The sequence below is a fragment of the Xanthobacter lutulentifluminis genome (assembly GCF_043194675.2).
Classification (GTDB): Bacteria; Pseudomonadota; Alphaproteobacteria; order Rhizobiales; family Xanthobacteraceae; genus Xanthobacter.
Genome location: NZ_CM195525.1, coordinates 435,736 through 456,017 on the forward strand (window position 1 = coordinate 435,736; position 20,282 = coordinate 456,017).

The 20,282-nt window shown below is 70.1% G+C and carries 15 protein-coding genes; 11 read left to right on the forward strand and 4 right to left on the reverse strand.

All coding sequences use genetic code 11. From position 1 onward, the window contains the following. Window positions 1-12: 12 nt before the first annotated feature. On the reverse strand, window positions 13-615 hold the full coding sequence (locus V5F49_RS01970) for a CreA family protein (protein ID WP_394114849.1): 603 nt from the start codon (window positions 613-615) through the stop codon (window positions 13-15). A 168-nt stretch (window positions 616-783) separates the two neighbouring features. Here V5F49_RS01970 and V5F49_RS01975 point away from each other — a divergent pair, with 168 nt between their 5' ends. The 3 genes from V5F49_RS01975 (at window position 784) to V5F49_RS01985 (ending at window position 3,947) form a co-directional block, all read left to right on the forward strand. Next, window positions 784-1,872 carry a TRAP transporter substrate-binding protein gene (locus V5F49_RS01975; RefSeq protein WP_394114907.1) on the forward strand — a complete coding sequence of 363 codons (1,089 nt, stop codon included), beginning with the start codon at window positions 784-786 and terminating at the stop codon, window positions 1,870-1,872. A gap of 170 nt (window positions 1,873-2,042) precedes the next feature. Further along, window positions 2,043-3,167, forward strand: a complete 1,125-nt coding sequence (locus V5F49_RS01980; RefSeq protein WP_394114848.1) for a DUF2865 domain-containing protein — start codon at window positions 2,043-2,045, stop codon at window positions 3,165-3,167. 33 nt (window positions 3,168-3,200) lie between these two features. Continuing rightward, window positions 3,201-3,947, forward strand: a complete 747-nt coding sequence (locus V5F49_RS01985) for an endonuclease/exonuclease/phosphatase family protein (protein ID WP_394114847.1) — start codon at window positions 3,201-3,203, stop codon at window positions 3,945-3,947. A 209-nt stretch (window positions 3,948-4,156) separates the two neighbouring features. Here the strand turns inward: V5F49_RS01985 and V5F49_RS01990 are convergent, their stop codons facing one another. The 3 genes from V5F49_RS01990 to V5F49_RS02000 form a co-directional block, all read right to left on the reverse strand. Beyond that, window positions 4,157-5,548, reverse strand: coding sequence for a glutamate--tRNA ligase (locus V5F49_RS01990; RefSeq protein ID WP_394114906.1), 1,392 nt, complete (start codon window positions 5,546-5,548; stop codon window positions 4,157-4,159). A 144-nt stretch (window positions 5,549-5,692) separates the two neighbouring features. Further along, window positions 5,693-7,405, reverse strand: a complete 1,713-nt coding sequence (locus V5F49_RS01995; RefSeq protein WP_509210733.1) for an SH3 domain-containing protein — start codon at window positions 7,403-7,405, stop codon at window positions 5,693-5,695. Window positions 7,406-7,518: 113 nt separating this feature from the next. Then, window positions 7,519-8,943, reverse strand: coding sequence for a helix-turn-helix domain-containing protein (locus tag V5F49_RS02000; RefSeq protein ID WP_394114845.1), 1,425 nt, complete (start codon window positions 8,941-8,943; stop codon window positions 7,519-7,521). 195 nt (window positions 8,944-9,138) lie between these two features. Between V5F49_RS02000 and V5F49_RS02005 the strand changes: the two genes are divergently transcribed. The 8 genes from V5F49_RS02005 (at window position 9,139) to V5F49_RS02040 (ending at window position 20,120) form a co-directional block, all read left to right on the forward strand. After that, the gene (locus V5F49_RS02005) at window positions 9,139-10,671 is read left to right on the forward strand and encodes an acyl-CoA carboxylase subunit beta (protein WP_394114844.1); all 1,533 of its coding nucleotides are present in this window, start codon (window positions 9,139-9,141) and stop codon (window positions 10,669-10,671) included. Window positions 10,672-10,898: 227 nt separating this feature from the next. After that, window positions 10,899-12,926 (forward strand): acetyl-CoA carboxylase biotin carboxylase subunit, encoded by a 2,028-nt coding sequence (locus V5F49_RS02010; RefSeq protein WP_394114843.1) that lies wholly within the window; start codon window positions 10,899-10,901, stop codon window positions 12,924-12,926. Window positions 12,927-13,018: 92 nt separating this feature from the next. Next, window positions 13,019-13,510, forward strand: coding sequence for a hypothetical protein (locus tag V5F49_RS02015; RefSeq protein ID WP_394114842.1), 492 nt, complete (start codon window positions 13,019-13,021; stop codon window positions 13,508-13,510). Between the two features lie 2 nt (window positions 13,511-13,512). Next, window positions 13,513-14,742, forward strand: a complete 1,230-nt coding sequence (locus V5F49_RS02020; protein ID WP_394114841.1) for a class I SAM-dependent methyltransferase — start codon at window positions 13,513-13,515, stop codon at window positions 14,740-14,742. 55 nt (window positions 14,743-14,797) lie between these two features. After that, window positions 14,798-16,633, forward strand: coding sequence for a methylmalonyl-CoA mutase family protein (locus tag V5F49_RS02025; RefSeq protein WP_394114840.1), 1,836 nt, complete (start codon window positions 14,798-14,800; stop codon window positions 16,631-16,633). Between the two features lie 11 nt (window positions 16,634-16,644). Then, window positions 16,645-17,007 carry a hypothetical protein gene (locus V5F49_RS02030; RefSeq protein WP_394114839.1) on the forward strand — a complete coding sequence of 121 codons (363 nt, stop codon included), beginning with the start codon at window positions 16,645-16,647 and terminating at the stop codon, window positions 17,005-17,007. A 54-nt stretch (window positions 17,008-17,061) separates the two neighbouring features. After that, a complete protein-coding gene (gene scpA, locus V5F49_RS02035; protein WP_394114838.1) occupies window positions 17,062-19,218 on the forward strand; it encodes a methylmalonyl-CoA mutase in 2,157 nt (718 codons plus the stop codon). After that, a complete protein-coding gene (locus tag V5F49_RS02040; protein ID WP_394114837.1) occupies window positions 19,215-20,120 on the forward strand; it encodes an MBL fold metallo-hydrolase in 906 nt (301 codons plus the stop codon). The genes scpA and V5F49_RS02040 overlap by 4 nt, the downstream gene beginning before the upstream one ends. The last annotated feature ends 162 nt before the right edge of the window (window positions 20,121-20,282 follow it).

Genomic DNA, 20,282 nt, shown 5'->3' on the forward strand with positions numbered 1-20,282 from the left:
TCGGATCGCGGTCTATCGCAGGAAATCCGCGCACTTCGGCACCTCGCCGGTCCCGCCCCACGGCATGATCGGCACGGTCGAGGTGGAGTTCTTCGGGCTGCCGTCGATCAGCTTGTCCGAATAGACGAGGTAGACCAGCACGTTGCGCTTGGTATCGCAGCCGCGCACGATCTGCATCTTCTTGAAGAAGAACGAGCGGCTTTCGCGGAACACCACATCGCCCTGCTCGAACTTGCCCTTGAACGAGATGGGGCCCACCTGCCGGCAGGCGAGGGAGATGTCGGAGACCTCCTCGGCGAGGCCCACCATGCCCTTCACGCCGCCCTTCTCGGGCGTGGTGTAGTGGCAGGCGACCCCCTCCACCAACGGGTCGTCGATGCCATAGACCGCGAGCTTGTCGTCCGGCGTCAGGAACTTCCAGACCGTCGATTTCTTGAAGATGAGGTTCGGCTCCTGCGCCGCCGCCGGCACGGCGCCGAGCAGGGCGGCCCCGAGCAGCGCCCCGAGGGCGAGCAGCGCCGCGCGCGGCCGGAACGGCGCGCGGGTCGTGCGCGGAGGGACCGGATGCGAAGCAGGCGCGGGGAATGACGCAGCGGACGACGGCGCGACGGTCATGGAAGCTCCCGTGGGTTGTCACCCTCCATATGGGGCACCGCGCCGCTTGCGCAAAGGGATGCCGTACCCGTGTGCCGGCTCGCGATTGACGGCCGGCCCGCGCCGTGACACCCCTTGCGCCCCGACGAACGTGTCCACAAGAACAGGTCCGAGGAGCCCCCCATGGAGATCAAGCGCCGGCATTTCATTGGCGCATCGGCCACCGCGCTGGCGACCGGCGCCCTTGCCGCCCCCGCCGTCGCGCAGACCCAGCCGGAGGTGCGCTGGCGGCTGACCTCGTCCTTCCCGCGCTCGCTCGACACCATCTACGGCACGGCGCAGATCTTCGCAAAATACGTGGCCGAGGCCACCGACGGCCGCTTCCAGATCCAGACCTTCCCGGCGGGCGAGCTGGTGCCCGGCCTGCAGGCGCTGGATTCGGTCTCCACCGGCTCGGTGGAGTGCGCCCAGACGGCGACCTATTTCTACACCGGCAAGGACACCGCGCTCGCCTTCGGCACCGGCGTGCCGTTCGGCTTCAACTCGCGCCAGCAGCATTCCTGGTGGTTCTTCGGCGGCGGCGAGCAGATCATCAACGGCGTGCTCGCGAAGTACAACGTCACCTCCATGCCCATGGGCAATTCGGGATGCCAGATGGGCGGCTTCTTCCGCAAGGAGCTGACCAGCGTGGAGGACCTGAAGGGTCTCAAGTTCCGCATCGGCGGCATCGGCGGGCAGGTGCTGGCCAAGCTCGGCGTGGTGCCGCAGCAGATCGCCCCCGGCGACGTCTATCCGGCGCTGGAGCGCGGCTCCATCGACGCCGCCGAGTTCGTCGGCCCGTATGACGACGAGAAGCTCGGCCTGGTGAAGGTGGCGAAATACTACTACTACCCGGGCTGGTGGGAGGGCGGCGCCATGCTCCACCTGGTGGTCAACAACGCCCAGTGGAACGCGCTGCCGAAGCACTATCAGGCCATCGTGCGCAACGCCGCCGAGGCCGCCAACAACTGGATGCTGGCGAAGTACGACGCGGTGAACCCGCCTGCCCTGCGCCGGCTGGTGCAGCAGGGGGTGGAGCTGAAGCCCTTCCCCGCCTCCATCATGGAAGCCGGCTACAAGGCCGCGTTCGAGCTTTACAACGAGCTTGCCGCCACCAACCCCGCCTTCAAGCAGGCGCTGGAGTCCATGAACGCCATCCGCTCCGACCAGCTGGTGTGGTGGCAGATCGCGGAATATGCGTTCGACAGCTTCAACATCCGCTCGCGCGGCAAGAGCTGATAAGCCGCCCGGGGCGGGGACGGGAGCACCGCCCCTTCCCCGCGGTGAAGAGGCCACAGTTTGGTCACCATTGCCCCGCGCTGTCGGTTTATAGAGAAGCCGGCCGGGTGGGGCGCAGAGCGGGATTCGAGGTGAGTATGGGGTCGGAGCGACGCACGGGCGTCCGGGGCGTGTCCCGCAAACTGGTGTTCGCGCTTCTGATGGCGGCGGCAACGGCCGGCGCAGCGGGTGATGCGCTCGCCCAGGCCGGCAGCCCGGCCTGCATGCAGCTCGAATCCTCCCTCATGGCCATCGACCGCAGCCCCAACGGCGCCGCCGCCCAGCAGCAGCAGGCGGCCCGGCTGCGCGGCGACCTCGACCGGCTGACCTCGCAGGCCCGCGGGATGGGTTGCGATGCGCCGCGCGGCTTCCTGATCTTCCAGGGCCCGCCGCGTCCGCCCCAGTGCGACCAGATCGACGACCAGGTCTCGCGCCTGCGCTCCCAGCTCGCCGGCATCGAGCGCGGCGGCTCGGAGCAGACCGGCCAGCGGCGCGCGCTCATCCTGGCGCTGGCGCAGAACAATTGCGGCCCCCAGTACACCGCCGCCGTGCAGGCCGCCCGCCGCAGCGAGCCGCAGCGCCCGCGCAATTTCTTCGACGCCATCTTCGGCACCCAGCAGGCCGAGCCGGAGGACGAGACCGCCCCGGATCTCGGCACCATCCCGCTGGACCAGCCGCGCCAGTATTCGTCGCGCACCGTGTGCGTGCGCACCTGCGACGGCTATTTCTTCCCCATGGCGAGCTCCACCAATTCCAGCCGCTATGCGCAGGACGACCAGCTCTGCAAGCGGCTGTGCCCGGGCTCGGACGCGCAGCTGTTCACCTACAGCGGCGACATCAAGTCGGCGGTGAGCGTCTCGGGGCAGCCCTACATGTCGCTGCCCAACGCCCTGCGCTACCGCAAGGAACTGGTGCCGTCCTGCACCTGCAAGCCGGCCGGCCAGTCGTGGGCGCAGGCGCTCGCCGGGCTGGAGGACGAGACCACCCTGCGCAAGGGCGACATCCTCGTCACCGAGGAGCAGGCCCGGGAAATGTCGCAGCCGCGCCTCGCAGACCCCGCCGGCAAGGGCAAGGGTCAGGCCCGGCAGGCTCCGCAAGCGGCTCCCGCGGCCGACGCCACCGCTGCCGGCCAGCAGGGCGCCACCGTCGCCGCGCCGCTGGCGCCCGCCTCCGAGCAGCCGGGCCAGCGCAACGTGCGCGTCGTCCCCCTGCCCCGCTCGCAGAACGCCCAGAACCAGCCGGGCGCGGCGCAGTAGGGCCGGGGCGCCCGTTCGGCGGAAGCATCCCGCATGACCGTCCGGGTCCTTGTCTGGAACGTGCAATGGCAGCGGGCCGGAACAGCCCGCGGCGCCGCCGTCCGCGCCGTCATCGCCGACCACGCGCCCGATCTCGTCTGCCTGACCGAGGCGACCGCCGACCTCCTCCCTCCGGACCGCTGCATCACCTCGGCCGCCGACTTCGGCGGCCCCACCCGTCCCGGCCGCCGCAAGGTGCTTCTCTGGAGCGCCCGGCCATGGGAAGCGGTGGACGATGTGGGCGATCCGCAGCTACCGCCCGGCCGCTTCGTGCGGGGGAGGACCGCGACGCCGGCCGGCCCGGTGGATGTGATCGGCGTGTGCATTCCGTGGGATGGCGCCCATGTGCGGCTGGGCCGCCACGATGCCCGTCCGTGGGAGGAGCACCAGCGCTTTCTCGACGGATTGCAGCCGCTCCTCGACCGCGCCCCCGCGGAAGCCGCGCGCACCCTTCTGCTCGGCGATTTCAACCAGACGCTCCCGCGCACCCGCGCCCCGCGCGCCGTGCATGAGAAGCTCATGGCGACCCTCGGCCCGCGCCTCACCGTCGCGACCGCCGGGCCCGTTGCCGGGCAGGATCACCTGTCCATCGACCATCTGGCCCACGGTGCCGCGTTGCGCGCCGTGGGGGTGGAGCTGATCCCCAACCGCTTCGGCGCGGACGGGCGGATCTCGGACCACGCGGGGCTGGTGATCACCCTGGCGGCGGCTGAGGCCAGCGCTCTGCCATCGGGCCTATAGGGCGCGGGGACGGCCGGGCTCCGCCCTGCATGGGGAAGCCGCCGGCGTTTCGCATCCGGCCGCTTCCGCCCCCATTCCTGCCGTGCACGCCCCCTGCGGCGGCGCCCCTCCCGCCCCGCCGTCCTGTCGGGACCGCGCATCATGCTCGCGGACGCCCGCACATCGGCCCTGCCCTGCCAATGCCGGAAGTACCCGCCCGCATCTCCCAGTCAGGCGACCTGCCCCGCCAGACGTCCGGCCACCCGGGCGCGGCCCATCAGCGGCAGCAGGGCGGCGAGCTCCGGCCCCTTCTCCCGCCCGGTGAGCGCGAGCCGCAGGGGATGGAACAGGCTCCGGCCCGACCGGCCGGTCGCCGCCTTCAAGGCGCGGGTCCAGGCGCTCCAGGCGTCAGGGGTCCAGGTGTCCGCGCCCCACGGCCCGGCTGGCAAAAGGCCGGCGGCTTCGGCCAGAAAGGCGCGATCCTCTTCGGCAATCCCCCCGGCGGCGGGCGCGGAGACGATGTGCCACCACGTGGCGGCATCATCGAAGCGCTCCAGATTGCCCCGCACCGCCCGCCAGAAGTCCGCGCCGCCGCCGATGCCGGCCGCCTCCAGCCGCGGCACGGCCACCTCGGGCGGCATCAGGTGGAGGGTCCGGGCGGTGAGCGCGCCGAGCTCGTCCGGGTCGAACCGGGCCGGCGCGCGGGAGATGTGGGCAAGGTCCACCCGCGCCGCCAGCGCATCGAGGCTCTCCACAGCCTCCAGCGCGCTGGAGGTGCCCACCAGAACCGCCGCCGCAGCGACCGCCAGCGCCTCGTGGCCGGCTTCGCGCAGGGCCGCGAGCGAGAGGTGGCCGAGCCGCTTGGACAAGCCCTCTCCGGACGGCAGCGTGAGGAGATTATGGTGGGCGAAGCGCGGCACCGGACCGCCCAGCGCCTCGAAGATCTCGATCTGCACCGCGGTGTTGGTCACATGGTCCTCGCCACGGATCACATCCGTGATCCCCATGGCGATGTCGTCCACCACCGAGGGCAACGTGTAGAGGAAGGAACCGTCTGCCCGCACCAGCACGGGATCGGAGAGGCTCGCCGTGTCCACATGCTGCGGGCCGCGTACCCCGTCGACCCAACCGACGGTGCGGTGATCGAGCCGAAAGCGCCAGTGGGGACGCCGGCCCTCGGCCTCGAGCCGCGCGCGCTCCTCCGCCGACAGGGCGAGCGCCGCGCGGTCATAGACCGGCGGCAGGCCGCGCGCGCGCTGGAGGCGGCGCTTCAGCTCCAGCTCCTCCTCCGTCTCGTAGGCGGGATAGAGCCGCCCCGCCGCCTTCAGCCGTTCCGCCGCCTCCGCATATGCGGAGAGCCGGTCCGACTGGCGGAACGCACGATCGGGCGGGATGCCGAGCCAATGGAGGTCCGCGACGATCGCCTGCGCATATTCGGCGCGGGAGCGGGCGGCGTCGGTATCGTCGAGGCGCAGGATGAAGGTGCCGCCGGCGCGCCGGGCGAGGAGCGCGTTCAGCAGCGCCGTGCGGGCATTGCCCACATGGATCAGGCCGGTGGGCGAAGGCGCGAAGCGCACAACCGGGGCCGCGCCCGGATCGGTGCTGGCGGCGGGACGGGCCATCGGGCCGGACTGGGACTGGGACATGGGCCTGCCCCTTAGCCCGGCTGCGCGCCGGCGTCGATGGGCAAGGCGGCAGCGGGCCGGCATCCGCACAAAAGAAGAAGCCCGGCGTCGCCGCCGGGCTTCGGGATGGTGCGCGAGCTGTCAGCGGGGCTGCGGGCAGTCCGGCCCGTTGCAGTTCGGCCGGCCACCCTGCGGCCGCTGTTGCTGCTGCTGGGGCTGCTGCTGCGGCTGCTGGCGCTGCTGGAACTGTTGCTGGCGCTGATCCTGCTGGCGCTGGAACTGCTGCTGACGCTGCTGGAACTGTTCCTGCTGGCGCTGCTGCTGTTGCTGGCGCTGCTGGAACTGCTCCTGCTGGCGCTGCTGCAGCTGCTGCTGGCGCTGCTGGATCTGCTCCTGCTGGCGCTGCTGCTGTTGCTGGCGCTGCTGGAACTGCTCCTGCTGGCGCTGCTGCAGCTGCTGCTGGCGCTGCTGGATCTGCTCCTGCTGGCGCTGCTGCTGTTGCTGGCGCTGCTGAAGCTGATCCTGCTGGCGCTGCTGCAGCTGCTGCTGGCGCTGCTGGATCTGTTCCTGCTGGCGCTGCTGAAGCTGCTGCTGACGCTGCTGGATCTGCTGCTGACGCTCCTGCGCCGGCGTGAGCCGCTGCGGCTGGCCACCCTGCTGGCCGGGAGGCACGCCGGGCTGGCCCGGCTGACCCGCACCGGGACCACCAGGGCGACCGGGACCACCCGGCTGACCGGGAGGCACGCCGGGCTGGCCGGGCTGACCCGCGCCGGGACCACCGGGGCGACCGGGACCACCCGGCTGGCCGGGAGGAAGACCGGGCTGGCCGGGCTGGCCCGCGCCGGGACCACCGGGGCGACCGGGGCCACCCGGCTGGCCGGGAGGAAGACCGGGCTGGCCGGGCTGACCCGCGCCGGGACCACCGGGGCGACCGGGACCACCCGGCTGACCGGGAGGAAGACCGGGCTGGCCCGGCTGACCCGCGCCGGGACCACCGGGGCCACCCGGACCGCCGGGATAGCCGGGACCGCCCGGACCGCCGGGACCACCCGGCTGGCCGGGACCGCCGGGATAGCCGGGGCCGCCCGGACCGCCAGGCTGGCCGGGACCTCCAGGATAGCCGGGACCACCCGGACCGCCGGGATAGCCGGGACCACCCGGCTGGCCGGGACCTCCAGGATAGCCAGGACCACCCGGACCGCCGGGCTGGCCGGGACCACCGGGATAGCCGGGACGACCGGGTCCGCCGGGATAGCCGGGTGCGCCGGGGCCACCCGGATAGCCGGGATAGCCGGGACGTCCCCAGCCGGGCGGGGGCGGCGGGGTCACGGGAGGCGGGGGCTGCATTCCGGGAGGCGGCATGTAGCCGGAACGCCACCAGCCGGGCTGGCGCGGGCCGGGAGGCGGCGGGCCCCAGCCGGGGCGCGGCCGCGGGTTATAGGCCTCCCAGCGCCAGCGATCCGCGTACCACGGCTGGTTCACGTAGATCGGGCGGTTGACGTAATAATTGTTCCAGTACTGCGAGGCGGCGAACGCCACCACCGGCACGCCGACAGCCGCGAGGCCCCAATCCGGCAGCACGGCGGAGCGGCCCTGCTGCTCGAAGCCGAGATATTCGCTGTAGACCCAGCCGCGGTAGTCCTGCCAGATCACGTCGCACCAGGACTCGTCCTCGAGGCAGCCCTCGATCTCGAGCGGCGAGCCGTCGGGAATAACGCCGAGACTGGGGAATTCCGTATCCGGACCGGTCCGGATGTTGACGTTCGCGGTTGAGAAGCCCGGCGCCGCCTGCGCCGAAACCATTCCCGCCATCGCCAGGCCGGCTACCCAGCCGGCCACCTTGAGCACCCTCATGGATCACTCCCATGCGACTCGACCCGAGCCGATGCCGCACTCTATCCGCCTTGTGATGGCGTTTCATGTGCGCGGGCGGGGCGTTTCGGAAGCGGTCACGCGGCGAAATTGCGTCACGAGATGGTGAAGGGGACGATCTCCCGCACGTTCTCGTCAATGCGGATTTCCCGATCCAGCGGCGGGAAGGCGCGCAGGTCGCAGTCGCGGCGCGGGCAGATGCGGCAGGACACGCCGAGCCGCGCCACCGGCGCCGCCTTCAGGTCCAGCCCGTCGGCGTAGACGATGTCGTGGGCGAAGGCGACCTCGCAGCCGAGGCCGAAGGCGAAGGCGCGCGCCGGCTGGCCATGGCGCAGGGACGGGCTCGACACCGCCCGGGCAAGGCAGATGTAGCGCGCCCCGTCCGGCATCTCGCCCAGCTGCACCAGCATGCGGCCCGGCATCTCGAACGCCTCGTGGACGTTCCATGCCGCACAGGCCCCGCCGTGGCGGGCGAACTGGAAGCGCGTCGCCGAATGGCGCTTGGTGATGTTGCCGGCCCGGTCGACCTTGGCGAAGTAGAAGGGCACCCCCTTCGCCCCCGGGCGCTGCAGGGTCGAGAGCCGGTGGCACACCTGCTCCAGGCTCGCGCCGGTCTCCAGCACCAGCCTGTCGAGGTCGTGCCGCAGACTGCGCGCGAGATCGAGGAAGCGCCGGTAAGGAAGCATCAACGCGCCTGCGAAATAGTTCTGCAGCGCGAGTCGGCAGATCTCCGCGGCCGTCTGGCTGCGGAAGGCGCCGGCCGCGACCGTCTCCTCCACCAGCCGCTCATGCTCCAGCTGGGCGATGGTGGCCGCGAGGCGGAAGGCGCGGGTGGCCACCGGCAGCACGCCGGACAGCACCAGCCGCCGCACCCTCGGATCGAAGCGGGAGAGGGGGGCTCCGGGGTCGGCCGGACCGATCTCCACCTGCACGCCGTGCTGCCGCGCCAGATGCGCGGAGAAGGCGGCGAAGGGGTCCGAGCCGTCTAGGATTCCAAGTGAAGACGCGGCATTTTCTGCTGCGCGATCAAGGCCGTCCACGTAATTGTCAATGTAGTGGAAAAAGTCCCGCACTTCCTCGTACGGGATCATCTTGGCCTCGTCGGCGCCGGGCGCGACGCCGGCGGTGAGCATGTCATCCAGGGAGGCGCGCCACTCCGCCGTGCGCCGCAGGGCCACGTGCATGCGCAGGAAGGCATGGGCGAAGGCGGGCGACAGGTTCGCCACCGCCTTGGCATCCTGCAGGCCGAGGTCGAGGTCCTTGAACAGGGGGTCGGCGGTGGCCTCGCGCAGGTCAGCCACCAGCCGGTCGAGATCCTCCGCGCCGAAGGACGTGATATCCACGGCGAAGGTGCGGGAGATGGCGATCAGCAGCGAGGCCGTGAGCGGGCGCTGGTTGCTCTCGATCTGGTTGACGTAGGATGGGGAGATGGCGAGGCGCTGGGCCAGCTCGCTTTGCTTCAGCCCCAGCTTCTCCCGCAGCCGGCGCACGGCATGGCCGGCATAGACCTTCTGACGCATGGGCAGCCCCGGACTTCGCGATTGCAAATTCTTCACAATCCGCAATGTGAATTTTTCACATATTCCACATCCCCGCAACTCCTGTTAGCCGACATCCCGACCGTTCTCGCGGAATGCTGAAGCTGCGGCTTTCGCAGGGTTTCTCCCGCCGCTAGTCTCGGATCGAACTCAGGTTCCCACAGAGGGGCGCTCGGCATGAAGGACATCCTCGAAGAGCTCGAGAACCGGCGCGGCGTCGCCCGCCTCGGCGGCGGCGAGAAGCGCATCGCGGCACAGCACGCGCGCGGCAAGCTCACCGCCCGCGAGCGCATCGAGCTGCTGCTCGATCGCGGCACGTTCGAGGAGTACGACACGTTCGTGCAGCACCGCTGCGTGGACTTCGGCATGGCCGACCAGAAGATCCCGGGCGACGGCGTCGTCACCGGCTGGGGCACGGTCAACGGCCGCAAGGTGTTCGTGTTCGCCAAGGACTTCACGGTGTTCGGCGGCTCCCTCTCCGAGGAGCACGCGCGCAAGATCACCAAGATCCAGGACATGGCGCTGAAGACCCGCGCGCCCATCATCGGCCTGTTCGATGCCGGCGGCGCCCGCATCCAGGAAGGTGTCGCCGCGCTCGGCGGTTACGGCGAAGTCTTCAAGCGGAACGTGATCGCCTCGGGCGTCATCCCGCAGATCTCGCTGATCATGGGCCCGTGCGCCGGCGGCGACGTCTACTCCCCCGCCATGACCGATTTCATCTTCATGGTGCGCGACACGTCCTACATGTTCGTGACCGGCCCGGACGTGGTGAAGACGGTCACCAACGAGACCGTCACCTCCGAGGAGCTGGGCGGCGCCAAGGTGCACACCACCAAGTCCTCGGTGGCGGACGGCTCGTTCGAGAACGACGTCGAGATGCTGCTGGAGACCCGGCGCCTCATCGACTTCCTGCCCTCCAACAACCAGGAGGGCGTGCCCGAGTGGCCGTCGTTCGACGATCCGGGCCGCTACGACGACAGCCTCGACACGCTGGTCCCCGACAATCCGAACAAGCCCTACGACATCAAGGAGCTGATCCTGAAGGTCGTGGACGAGGGCGACTTCTTCGAGATCCAGGCGGCCTACGCCAAGAACATCGTGACCGGCTTCGGCCGCATCGAGGGCCGCACGGTGGGCTTCGTCGCCAACCAGCCCATGGTGCTGGCCGGCGTGCTCGACAGCGATGCCTCCCGCAAGGCGGCCCGCTTCGTGCGCTTCTGCGACGCCTTCGAGATCCCGATCGTCACCTTCGTGGACGTGCCCGGCTTCCTGCCCGGCACCGCGCAGGAATACGGCGGCCTCATCAAGCACGGCGCCAAGCTGCTGTTCGCCTACTCGCAGGCGACCGTGCCGCTGGTCACCGTCATCACCCGCAAGGCCTTCGGCGGCGCCTATGACGTGATGGCCTCCAAGCACGTGGGCGCCGACGTCAACTACGCCTGGCCCACCGCCCAGATCGCGGTGATGGGCGCCAAGGGCGCGGTGGAGATCATCTTCCGGGCCGACATGGGCGACCCGGACAAGATCGCCGCCCAGACCCAGAACTACGAGAAGCGCTTCCTGTCGCCGTTCGTGGCGGCGGAGCGGGGCTTCATCGACGAGGTGATCATGCCGCATTCGACGCGCCGGCGCCTCGCCCGCGCGCTCGCCATGCTGCGCACCAAGAAGCTCGAGCAGCCGCCCCGCAAGCACGACAACATGCCGGTGTGAGCGGTCGCCGGGTCCGCCCGGCGATCTCCCTCCCCGCGCGGACCCGGCCCCGGCCGGACAGCGGCGGGGAGGACCGGGATGAGGGGTGGCGCGCCCCATCGGCGGCGCAGCCCCGGCCGGGCCACCAGGGCCGGCGCAGACCCTCTCATCCGCCTCCGCTGCGCCCCGGCCGTCCGGGGCACGACCGCAAAGACTGCCGCGCCGCTGGCGCCCGAGGAACCCGAACCATGTTCTCGAAGATCCTGATCGCGAACCGGGGCGAGATCGCCTGCCGCGTCATCAAGACGGCGCGCAAGATGGGCATCAAGACCGTCGCCGTCTATTCCGACGCCGACAAGGACGCCCTCCATGTGGAGATGGCCGACGAGGCCGTGCACATCGGCCCGCCGCAGGCCGCCCAGTCCTACCTGATCGCCGAGAAGATCGTGGAGGCCTGCAAGCTCACGGGCGCCGAGGCGGTGCACCCCGGCTACGGCTTCCTGTCCGAGCGCGCGTCCTTCCCCAAGCTGCTGGCGGAGAACGGCATCGTCTTCATCGGGCCGAACCCGCACGCCATCGACGCCATGGGCGACAAGATCGAGTCCAAGAAGGCGGCGGCCGCCGCCAAGGTCTCGACGGTGCCCGGCTATCTCGGCGTCATCGAGAACGGCGTGGAAGCCGCGAAGATCGCCGACGAGATCGGCTATCCGGTGATGATCAAGGCTTCCGCCGGCGGCGGCGGCAAGGGCATGCGCATCGCCTATTCCCGCGACGAGGTGCAGGACGGCTTCGACCGCGCCAAGTCCGAGGCCAAGTCCTCGTTCGGCGATGACCGCGTGTTCGTGGAAAAGTTCATCGTCGATCCGCGCCACATCGAGATCCAGGTGCTGGGCGACAAGCACGGCAACGTCGTCTATCTCGGCGAGCGCGAGTGCTCGATCCAGCGCCGCAACCAGAAGGTCGTCGAGGAGGCCCCCTCCCCGCTGCTGGACGAGGCCACCCGCAAGAAGATGGGCGAGCAGGCCGTCGCCCTCGCCAAGGCGGTCGGCTACGACAGCGCCGGCACGGTGGAGTTCGTCGCCGGGCAGGACAAGAGCTTCTACTTCCTCGAGATGAACACCCGCCTGCAGGTGGAGCACCCGGTCACCGAGCTCATCACCGGCATCGACCTTGTCGAGCAGATGATCCGGGTGGCGGCGGGCGAGCCGCTGGCCTTTGGCCAGGACGACGTGAAGCTCACCGGCTGGGCGGTGGAAAGCCGCATCTATGCGGAAGACCCCTACCGCAACTTCCTGCCCTCCACCGGCCGCCTCGTGCGCTACCGGCCCCCGGCGGAAGGCAAGGACGGCCCGATCACGGTCCGCAACGACACCGGCGTGTACGAGGGTGGCGAGATCTCCATCTTCTACGATCCCATGATCGCGAAGCTGGTGACCCACGCCCCCACCCGCGCCATCGCCATCGAGGCGCAGGCGGACGCGCTGGACGCCTTCGCCATCGACGGCATCGGCCACAACATCCCGTTCCTCTCGGCGCTGATGGCCCATCCGCGCTGGCAGTCCGGCAACCTCTCCACCGGCTTCATCGCCGAGGAGTATCCGGAGGGCTTCGTCGCCCGCGCGCCGGAAGGCGAGCTGGTGCACACGCTCTCCGCCGTCGCGGCGGTGATCGACCACATCCACAACGCCCGCAAGCGGCACATCTCCGGCCAGACCACCGGCGTGCCGGTGGCCTTCGCCAAGCGCCGCATCGTCCAGCTCTCCGCCGGCGAGGGCGTGCTCTCCACGCCCTGCGAGGTCGAGGCGGTGGACGGCGGCTACAAGGTGCAGATCTTCGGCGCCGACGGCACCCCCGGCCACACCCACCTGCTGCGCTCCACCTGGAAGCCCGGCGACGTGGTGTGGTCCGGCACCATCGACGCCGATCAGGTGGCGGTGCAGGTGCGCACCATCCCCAACGGCTACCAGCTGGCCCATCGCGGCATCTCCACCAAGGCGCGGGTCTATACCGAGCTGTCCGCCTCCCTCGCGGCGCTGATGCCGAAGAAGGAGAACGCCGGCGGCGGCAAGGAGCTGCTGTGCCCCATGCCGGGCCTCGTGGTCTCCATCGCGGTGGTGCCCGGCCAGGAGGTGAAGAACGGCGAGATCCTCGCCATCGTGGAAGCCATGAAGATGGAGAATGTCCTGCGCGCCGAGCGTGACGGCACCATCAAGGCGGTCCACGCCAAGGCAGGCGACAGCCTCGCGGTGGATGCGGTGATCCTGGAATTCGCGTGATGCTTGCGGCGCGGGCTGTTCAATTTCCCCCTGCCATGGCAGGGGGAAGAGAACGGTCGCCGCGGTGGCGGGCCGCGTTGGGAGATCAGGTCATGACCCGGTCGATGCGATTGTCACGTCTGGCTTATGCCTTGTCGGTCGCGGTCCTGATTGGCGGAAGCATCGTTTTTGCACAGTTTCAGGACCAGTTTGTGCCTCAAAGCTATGCGGACCATATCTGGACGGCTATCGGCGTCACCTACGTGATGATCTCCAGCGCCCGGCTGGCAGATGCCGGCTTCCGCTTCTGGCGCAGCTTCATCTTGATCGCCATTATTGTCTTCGTGGCGCTGCCAACCGCCGCCATTTTCGCCTATCTCCACTTTGTCGGCCTGCCCATGGACCCAGCCGCATTGGAGCTCATGACCATTACCCTCGGCCGGGGGACCATCGTCCTGTTGGGCGCAATCTCCCTTTTCTGTCTTGCCTTCCCTACTGCACCTGCTGTGGCAGGCAGCGGGCGAGGCCGCGATGACGACGACATCCTCAATTGGAAGCCGCCCGGCTCCGGACCGATCCAGGGCAACCAAGAGCCGAGGACCTGACCATGCGCCTCCTCTCCCACCTCCTCAGCCGCTTCGTGGAAAAGGGCCAGCTCACGGTCATCACGGCCGATGGCCAGCGCCACGTGTTCGGCTCGGGCAAGGACGGCCCGTCCGTCACGGTGCGGATGCATGACAGGAAGCTGGAGCGCGACCTGTTCTTCAATCCGGAGCTGGTGGCGGCGGAGGCCTATATGGATGGCCGCCTCTCCTTCGAGGACGGGGCCGGCGCGTTCGAGCTGCTCAATCTGTTCTCGGTGAACCGCAAGGGCCTCGGCTCCCACCCCGTGCAGCAGGCGCTGCGCAAGGCGTGGCGCTCGGTGCGCAGGTTCCAGCAGGCAAACCCCGTCTCCAAGGCCAAGGAGAACGTCTCCTCCCACTATGACCACCCGGCCGATTTCTACCGGCTGTGGCTGGACGAGACGATGGCCTATTCCTGCGCCTACTTCACCCATCCCGACCAGCCGCTGGTCGATGCCCAGCGCAACAAGTTCCGCCATATCGCGGCCAAGCTGAACATCTCCCCCGGCATGCGGGTGGCGGAGATCGGCTCCGGCTGGGGCGGGCTTGCCATCTACATGGCGAAGGAATGCGGGGCCAAGGTCACCGCCATCAACGTCTCGCCGGAGCAGCTGGCCGAGAGCCGGCTCCTGGCCGAGGCGGCGGGCGTGATCGACCGCATCGACTTCAAGGAAGTCGACTACCGCAACCTCACCGGCAAGTATGACCGTGTGGTCTCCATCGGCATGATGGAGCATGTGGGCGTCGCCCACTTCGACGAATACTTCACCACCATCCGCAACCTGCTGGACGACGGCGGCTTCGCGCTCATCCACGCCATCGGCCGCATGTCGCCGCCCGGCACGACGGCGCCCTTCATCCGCAAGTACATCTTCCCCGGCGGCTACGTGCCGGCGCTGTCGGAGGTGTTCGCCTCCACCGAGCGCAGCCATCTGTGGGTGGACGACTGCGAGGTGCTGCGGCTCCATTACTACTGGACCATCCGCGCCTGGCGGCGGAACTTCATGGCGCGCCGCGCGGAAGCCGACGCCATGATGGGCGAGCGCTTCGGCCGCATGTGGGAATTCTACCTCGCGGCGGTGGAGCTCGGCTTCCTGCACGGCTCCAACATGGTGTTCCAGCTGCTCCTCTCCGAGAAGCGCGACGACGTGCCGGTGCTGCGCGACTACATGCTCGACACCGAGCGCGCCCTCGCGGCGCGGGAGGGCCGCTGATGCCCGCCCGCCGCTCTCATCCTTTCCAGACCATTCCTCATCCGGAGGTCCGCTCATGACCGCCCTGCCCTTCACGCAGGATCTGCCCGCCGTCACCCGCGAAGACTGGCTGAAGCTGGTGGAAGGCGTGCTCAAGGGCGCGCCCTACGACAAGCGCCTCGTGACGCGCACCTATGAGGGCCTCGTGCTCGACGCGCTGCCCGCGCGCAAGGTGAAGGCGCCCATCGTCGCCGGCCGGCCCGCCGGCGCGCCGTGGATCATCTCCATGCGGGTGGACCAGCCCGACGCCGCGGCCGCCAACGCCCAGGCGCTGGAGGATCTGGACGGCGGCGCCTCCGGCCTCGCGCTGGTGTTCGCCTCCTCGCCCTCCGCGCACGGCTTCGGCCTGCCGGACGGCACCGACCTCTCGGCGGTGCTGAAGGACGTGCTGCTCGACCTCGTCGAGACGCGCATCGAGAGCGGCAATTTCCAGGGCCGCGAGGATGCCCTCGCCTTCGCCGACCTCGTGGAGGCGCGCGGCTTCGACCCCAAGGGCGTGGCGGTCTCCTTCGGCCTCGACCCGCTGGGCGACTTCGCGGCCCACGGGACGCTCCCCATGGCCTGGCCGCTCCTGGCCAAGCGCTTCGCCGAGACCTCGGCCATCCTCGCCGCGCGCGGCTTCACCGGCCCCGTGGCCCGGGCGGACGGGGCGGTCTACCACGCCGCCGGCGCCTCTGACGCGCAGGAGCTGGCGGCCGTGCTCGCCACCGCCGTGGCCTATCTGAAGGCCTATGCGGAAGCCGGCGTCGCCCTGCCGGAGGCTGCCGGCCGCATCGAGGCCGCGCTGGTGGCCGATGTGAACCAGACCGCGACCATCGCCAAGTTCCGCGCCATCCGTCTGCTCTGGGCCGCGGTGCTGCGCGAATGCGGCCTGCCCGAGACCGCCCTGAAGCTGCACGGCACCACGGCGTGGCGCTCGCTGACCCGCCGCGACCCTTACGTGAACCTGCTGCGCACCACCGTCGCCGCCTTCGCGGCCGGCGTCGGCGGGGCGGACAGCGTCACCGTGCTGCCCTTCACCCAGGCGCTGGGCCTGCCGGACGCCTTCGCCCGCCGCCTCGCCCGCAACACGCAGGTGATGCTGCTGGAGGAGAGCAACGTCCACCGCGTCGCCGACCCCGCCGCCGGCGCCGGCGCCATGGAGGCGCACACGGACGGCCTCGCCGCCAAGGCGTGGGACCTGTTCCGTACCATCGAGAAGCGCGGCGGCATGGCCGATGTGCTGGAGGATCGCTGGTTCAAGGCCGAGATCGCCGAGGTGAAGGCCAAGCGCGACGCCGATGTGGCCACCCGCAAGGCGCCCATTACCGGCACCTCGGAATTCCCCATCCTGGTGCAGGAAGCGCCGGAGGTGCTGGCGCCCCTCGCGCCCACCCCCGAGCCGGTGGCGGACGGCGCCCTCGCCCCCTACCGCGTCTCCGAGGCGTTCGAAGCCCTGCGCGATGCCGCCGAGGCCGCGCCGAAGCCGCCGGTGGTGTTCCTCGCCGCGCTCGGCCCGGTGGCCGCCTTCACCGCCCGCGCCACCTTCGCCAAGAACTTCTTCGAGGCCGGCGGCATCGCGGCTGCGGTGCCGGACGGCTTCGCCGATCTCGACGCGCTGGTCGCCGCCTTCAAGGCCTCCGGCACGCCCTTCGCCTGCCTCGTCTCTTCCGACGAGGTCTATGGCGCCGAGGGTGTCGCGGCCGCTGCCGCGCTCAAGGCTGCCGGCGCCACGGCCGTCTGGCTTGCCGGCAAGCCGGCCGCCGAGCTTCAGGCGACCCTCGCCGGCGCCAGCGTCACCGATTTCATCTTCGCCGGCTGCGACGCGCTGGACACGCTGACCCGCGCGCAGGCGGCGGCTGGCATCGGCTGAGGGGGCGGACCATGGGACGCCTTCATCTGAGCCTTGCCGCCCTCGCGCTGATCGCGGCGGCGGTGCCCGCCCACGCCGACAACGCCAAGCGCTTCGACGGCACCTGGAGCATCCGCACCTCCGCCGAGACGGGCGACTGCAACAAGAATTACGACTTCAAGCTTTCGGTGAAGGGTGGCAAAGTCGCCTATGCGGGCTTCTGGCCGGTCAAGGCGACGGGCGGCATCAACAAGCTAGGGGCGGTGCGCATGACGCTCGCCCACGGGCACCACAAGGTGAGCGCGGCCGGCCTTGCCGAAGGCGATCAGGCGTCGGGCGACTGGACCTCGCCCAACCCCAAGTGCAGCGGCTCCTGGTTCGCCAAGCGGATCTGAGCCGAACGAACCGAGCCTTTCGCGCACCGCGCGGCCGAATTCGAGGGAATGAAGATGAGCCGGATCCCCAACTTCGCCGAGATCGACTGGCGCGCTCCCGAGCCCGCCGCCCCGTCCGTCGCCGCCGAGCCGTGGACCACGCCGGAGGGCATCCCGGTAAAGCCGCTTTATGGCGTGGCCGACATCGAGGGCCTCGGCTACATCGACACGTATCCCGGCATCGCGCCGTTCCTGCGCGGGCCCTATGCGCCCATGTACGCCACCCAGCCCTGGACCATCCGCCAATACGCGGGCTTCTCCACGGCCGAGGATTCCAACGCCTTCTACCGGCGCAACCTCGCCGCCGGCCAGAAGGGCCTGTCGGTGGCCTTCGACCTCGCCACCCACCGCGGCTATGACAGTGATCACCCCCGCGTCGCCGGCGACGTGGGCATGGCGGGCGTCGCCATCGACAGCATCTACGACATGCGCACGCTGTTCTCCGGCATTCCGCTGGACCAGATGAGCGTGTCCATGACCATGAACGGCGCGGTGCTGCCCATCCTCGCGCTCTATGTGGTGGCGGCGGAGGAGCAGGGGGTGGCGGCCTCCAAGCTTTCCGGCACCATCCAGAACGACATTCTCAAAGAATTCATGGTGCGGAACACCTATATCTATCCGCCCGCACCCTCCATGCGCATCATCTCGGACATCTTCGCCTTCACCTCGAAGGAGATGCCGCGCTTCAACTCCATCTCCATTTCCGGCTACCACATGCAGGAAGCCGGCGCGACGCAGGACCTGGAGCTGGCCTACACGCTGGCGGACGGCGTGGAATACGGCCGCGCCGGTGCGGCGGCTGGCCTGCCCATCGACGTGTTCGCGCCGCGTCTCTCCTTCTTCTGGGCCATCGGCATGAACTTCTACATGGAGGTGGCGAAGCTGCGTGCCGCCCGCCTCCTGTGGACCCGCCTGATGACCGACCTCGGGGCGAAGAACCCCAAGTCGCTCCCCCTGCGCACCCACTCCCAGACCTCCGGCTGGTCGCTGACGGCGCAGGACGTGTTCAACAACGTGATGCGCACGGCCATCGAGGCCATGGCGGCGACCCAGGGCCAGACCCAGTCGCTGCACACCAACGCGCTCGACGAGGCGCTGGCGCTGCCCACGGACTTCTCCGCCCGCATCGCCCGCAACACCCAGATCCTGCTGCAGCAGGAGAGCGGCACCACCCGGCAGATCGATTTGTGGGGCGGCTCTTATTTCGTGGAGAAGCTCACCGCCGACCTCGCCGCCAAGGCGTGGGCGCACATCCAGGAAGTCGAGGCTCTGGGCGGCATGGCCAAGGCCATCGAGGCCGGCATCCCCAAGCTGCGCATCGAGGAGGCCGCCGCCACCACCCAGGCCCGCATCGACGGCGGCGCCCAGACCGTGGTCGGCGTCAACAAGTTCAAGCCGCTGAAGGACAAGCTGATCGACGTGCTCAAGGTGGAGAACGCCGCCGTGCGCGCCGCGCAGATCGACAAGCTCAACCGCCTGCGCGCCGAGCGCAATCCCACCGAGGTGGCGGCGAAGCTCGAGGCGCTCACCAACGGCGCCGCCGGCAACGGCAACCTCTTGGCGCTGGCCATCGACGCCGCCCGGGCCAAGGCCACGGTGGGCGAGATTTCCGACGCGCTGGAGACCGTGTTCGGCCGCCACCGCGCCGAGATCCGTGCCATCTCCGGCGTCTACAAGCGCGAGGCTTCCGCCATGACGGACAAGGTGGGCAAGGTGCAGAAGCTGGTGGAGGCGTTCGAGCATGCGGAGGGCCGCCGCCCGCGCATCCTCGTCGCCAAGGTGGGCCAGGACGGCCACGACCGCGGCCAGAAGGTGATCGCCTCCGCCTTCGCCGACCTCGGCTTCGACGTGGACATCGGCCCCCTCTTCGCCACGCCGGAGGAAGCCGCCCGGCAGGCGGTGGAAAACGACGTGCACGTGGTGGGCATCTCCTCGCTCGCCGCCGGCCACCTCACCCTCGTGCCGGCGCTGAAGGCGGCGCTGGAGGCGGAGGGTCGCGGCGACATCATGGTGGTGGTGGGCGGCGTGGTGCCCCCGCAGGACTACGAGGCCCTGAAGGCCTTCGGCGCCGAGGCCATCTTCCCGCCCGGCACCGTCATCGCCGACGCCGCGAGCGAGCTGCTGCACACCCTCTCCCACCGGCTTGGGCACAACCTCGAAGCGGCCGAGTGAGCGCAGGCGCGAGCGGGGCGCCGTCCATCGCGCCCGGCTCCACCCTCCGGCTGCTGGAGCCGGCGCCGGGCGTGCTCGCCTTCTATGACGGGCGCGTGCCGGGCGTGCGGCTGCATGGGCCGCAGGAGAACTGGCTGGACGATGGCGCCTTCGCCCTCGGCATCGCCTCCTATGCGGTGATCGACGGCGATGACGCCCTCGTCTACGATACCCACATCACCCTTTCCCACGCCCGCGCCATCCGCCGCACGCTGGAGGAGAGGGGCGCGCGGCGCATCCGCGTGGTGCTGAGCCACTGGCACGACGACCATGTGGCCGGCAACGCCGCCTTCGCCGATTGCGAGATCATCGCCAACTGCGAGACCGCCGCCCTGCTGCGCGCCAACCGCGCCCGGCTGGAGGCGGCGGACCCGCCCATCCGCCCGCTCGTCCTGCCCAACCGCCTGTTCGAGGAGCGTCTGTCGCTCACCGTCGGCACGATCCCGGTGGAGCTGGTGCACGTGGACATCCACAGCCGCGACGGCACCGTCGCGCTGCTGCCCGGCGGCCTGCTGCTGGCCGGCGACACGCTGGAAGACCCCATCACCTACGTGGACGAGCCCGCCCGCCTCGGCGCCCATCTGGCGGGGCTCAACCGCCTCGCCGAGCTGGGCGCCACGCGGATCCTGCCCTGCCATGGCGCCCCGGAGGTGATCGCCGCGGGCGGCTACGGGCCGGCGCTGATCGATGCGACGCGGCTCTATGTGGAAAAGCTGCTGCGGCTGAAGGCCGAGCCGGCGCTGGCCGAGCTGGACCTCGCCACCTTCGCGGCGGAGGCCTTCGCGACGGGCGCGATCTCCTATTTCGAGCCCTACGAGGCGGTGCACCGTCGGAATGTGGAGGCGGTGGCAGGGGCGCTCTGACACAGCCATGACGTGCGGCGGCACCTATGCTCTGCTTCTGGATATCGGGCGCTGGTGCAGGAGCGAGTCGTCATGTGGTCATGGCTGAGAGGCCTGTTCGGAAGGCGCCGGCCCAAGCTGGATCATTCGGCCGAGATGGCCCTCAAGGAACACGCAGACTGG

Excerpts from the sequence above, each read along its gene's own strand:
- V5F49_RS01970 (WP_394114849.1), bottom strand. The coding sequence starts at position 615 with ATGACCGTCGCGCCGTCGTCCGCTGCGTCATTCCCCGCGCCTGCTTCG.
- V5F49_RS01985 (WP_394114847.1), top strand. The coding sequence starts at position 3,201 with ATGACCGTCCGGGTCCTTGTCTGGAACGTGCAATGGCAGCGGGCCGGA.
- V5F49_RS01990 (WP_394114906.1), bottom strand. The coding sequence starts at position 5,548 with ATGGCCCGTCCCGCCGCCAGCACCGATCCGGGCGCGGCCCCGGTTGTG.
- V5F49_RS01995 (WP_509210733.1), bottom strand. The coding sequence starts at position 7,405 with ATGAGGGTGCTCAAGGTGGCCGGCTGGGTAGCCGGCCTGGCGATGGCG.
- V5F49_RS02000 (WP_394114845.1), bottom strand. The coding sequence starts at position 8,943 with ATGCGTCAGAAGGTCTATGCCGGCCATGCCGTGCGCCGGCTGCGGGAG.
- V5F49_RS02005 (WP_394114844.1), top strand. The coding sequence starts at position 9,139 with ATGAAGGACATCCTCGAAGAGCTCGAGAACCGGCGCGGCGTCGCCCGC.
- V5F49_RS02010 (WP_394114843.1), top strand. The coding sequence starts at position 10,899 with ATGTTCTCGAAGATCCTGATCGCGAACCGGGGCGAGATCGCCTGCCGC.
- V5F49_RS02015 (WP_394114842.1), top strand. The coding sequence starts at position 13,019 with ATGACCCGGTCGATGCGATTGTCACGTCTGGCTTATGCCTTGTCGGTC.
- V5F49_RS02020 (WP_394114841.1), top strand. The coding sequence starts at position 13,513 with ATGCGCCTCCTCTCCCACCTCCTCAGCCGCTTCGTGGAAAAGGGCCAG.
- V5F49_RS02025 (WP_394114840.1), top strand. The coding sequence starts at position 14,798 with ATGACCGCCCTGCCCTTCACGCAGGATCTGCCCGCCGTCACCCGCGAA.
- V5F49_RS02030 (WP_394114839.1), top strand. The coding sequence starts at position 16,645 with ATGGGACGCCTTCATCTGAGCCTTGCCGCCCTCGCGCTGATCGCGGCG.
- scpA (WP_394114838.1), top strand. The coding sequence starts at position 17,062 with ATGAGCCGGATCCCCAACTTCGCCGAGATCGACTGGCGCGCTCCCGAG.